The organism is Bacillus sp. BML-BC051 (assembly GCF_019656175.1).
Lineage (GTDB): Bacteria > Bacillota > Bacilli > Bacillales > Bacillaceae_G > Bacillus_A > Bacillus_A mobilis.
The window spans coordinates 1-2,468 of record NZ_BPLI01000144.1 but is presented as its reverse complement, the minus strand read 5'-3'; the positions used below and the strand labels follow the sequence as shown (position 1 = coordinate 2,468).

General features: G+C 33.0%; 2 protein-coding genes. Both read right to left on the bottom strand.

The features are described 5' to 3' along the window. Positions 1-382: 382 nt before the first annotated feature. Positions 383-1,114: a DsbA family oxidoreductase gene (locus tag K5S59_RS29680; RefSeq protein ID WP_000687932.1), complete on the bottom strand. Its 732-nt coding sequence runs from the start codon at positions 1,112-1,114 to the stop codon at positions 383-385. A 174-nt stretch (positions 1,115-1,288) separates the two neighbouring features. After that, positions 1,289-2,248, bottom strand: coding sequence for an alpha/beta hydrolase (locus K5S59_RS29675; RefSeq protein WP_000719804.1), 960 nt, complete (start codon positions 2,246-2,248; stop codon positions 1,289-1,291). Positions 2,249-2,468: the final 220 nt, after the last annotated feature.

The following is a 2,468-nucleotide window of genomic DNA, read 5'->3' as shown; positions in this document are numbered from 1 at the left end:
GTATAAGAGGCAGGGATCAAACTCTCCAATAAAGTTAGTTTGTCTAGCATCTAAAAATAAAAATTGACGTTTCACGTTGTTTGTTTCGTTCAGTTTTCAAAGAACTACTTGGTCGCTCATTTGCGACTCCCTTATGTTAACATCTTCGTTAGTTAATGTCAACTAAGTTTTTCATTTTGTTTGTCGCTTTCGACGTTAGTGTCATCGGCGACTTGTTCTATATTACACCTCTAACCCACAATCGTCAATATGTTTTTATAAAAAACTTCATTTTTTTATAAATCCTATTTACGCTATTAATTTATCTATTTATATACCTCTTCTATAAGAATAGATAAGCAACCCATAAAATACCTTATGGGTTGCTATTCCATTATAAAAACTATTGTTCTTTTGAAGGTACCGAACAACTTTCATCAGTACAAGACATATCGCTTCCACCCTCTGAAGAAAGTTCTTGTAACTTAGGTGCGGGATTCTCTTCTTCCCACACTTGCTGAAGTGCACCAACAAAAGTTTCAAGTGGTTGCGCACCTGAAATAGCATACTTTTGATTAATAATAAAATAAGGCACTCCCGAAATTTGATATTGCTGAGCAATCGCTTCATCAATTCTAACATCATTTGCATATGCGCTTTTATCATTAATAACACGTAAAGCTTCTTGCTTTTCTAAACCTGAAGCTTCAGCAATAGTAACAAGCGTATCCACATCACTTAAATTTCTCGATTCTGTGAAATATGCAAAAAGTAGATTTTCCGTAATCTCTTTTTCTTTCCCTTGATCTTTTGCAAACTTCGCAAGACGATGCGCATCAAAAGTGTTCGTCGGCTTCATCTCATCAAAATTAAAACTTAAACCCATACTAGCTGCATGACTTCCTAGTTGTATATTATTACGCTTAGCTTCTTCAATACTAATCCCATACTTTGATGCAAGTACTTCATTAATACTTGTTCCAGAATAGATTGGAGCATTTTGGTCTAATTCAAAACTTTTAAACTCAACTTCAACATCTTTCTTATGCGGAAATTGCTCTAAAGCCATCTCTAATCTACGTTTCCCAATGTAACAAAATGGGCATACAAAATCTGACCATACTTCAATTTTCATAGAAACACCTCATTAACATGTAGTTTTCAATTATTGTAGCACTAGCGCTAGGGAATTCAAAAATTTATGCTTCACGCTTTATATACTACAAACTAAAATGAATTTATAAATAGAAAAAACGATAATCAAAAGTATAAAAACATTTCCTTCTGATTATCGTATATACAAATCTAACTATTCTGGAATATATTTCCCTACGAATTTCCATACAGTATTCCAATATTTATTTGAATCTATCTTCTCAGCTTCTCCATGTCCAGCACCTGGAACAATTAATTTCTCTTTTTCTACTTTTGCAGCATTATATACTTCATCTAACATTTCATAGGGAACGAATGTATCAGCATCCCCGTGAATAAATAGCATAGGTGTTTTACTTTTCGCTACTTGTTTTATAGCTGAAGCTTCTTCTAAATCATATCCAGCTCTTAATTTTGTAACTGTATTTGCCGCATTCATAACAGGAAACTTCGGCAAGTGGAATAGATCTTTTAGTTGATAAGTAAATTCATCAATAACAGTTGAGTATCCACAATCTTCAATAATAACTTTAACGTTAGAAGGTAACTCTTCACCTGAAGTCATCATTACAGTTGCCCCGCCCATTGAAACACCAAAGAGTGCTATTTCAGCATTAGGGTCTTTCTTTACAATTTGTTGAATCCAAATCAAAATATCTTTACGATCGTGCCAGCCCATCCCTATATAATCACCTTCACTATTTCCGTGCCCACGAAGATCTGGCGCTATGACGTTATAACCTTGTTCGTAAAAATTCCGGATATATTTCGTCATTTTCGATGCCCTGCTATCATATCCATGAACTACAATTGCCCATTTATGGCTAGATTGTTCATTCATATATTCATAACCTGTTAATTTCAACTTATCGAAAGAATTTATGTTTCGTGTATTAGGTTTATGATTTGATACAAAGCTCGCATCCTTTTCTTCGTTTGTAGCGGACACACCTCCCGATGCATTTACTGTTTCTACTAAATGAGGATTATCCTCTAAAAATTCTTTCTCTTGTTTCGCATTCAATGCATAATTATAAAAATAATTCCCAACTAACATATAAGTAATTGCTAAAAGGACTAAAACTACTATAGTAATTACACCTATCTTTTTCATATTATCTCCTTTTCCAAAATTAAATCTTCTTATATTCAAGTACTCAAAAAACAACTGCACTATTTTAACATACCGACAGATCGCTTCTACAAAAAATAAAATAGAAAATCTTAAACTACACACCAAAAATAATAAAAGAAAATGAATATGAGGGGATTAAAAGAATAAAGATTACTTACTTGAGGCTGATAAGAAGTTTAAAACACAAAAAAGACGAGTC

Bases quoted from the DNA above. Each gene is read 5' to 3' on its own strand.
- K5S59_RS29675 (WP_000719804.1), bottom strand. From the start codon at position 2,248: ATGAAAAAGATAGGTGTAATTACTATAGTAGTTTTAGTCCTTTTAGCA.
- K5S59_RS29680 (WP_000687932.1), bottom strand. From the start codon at position 1,114: ATGAAAATTGAAGTATGGTCAGATTTTGTATGCCCATTTTGTTACATT.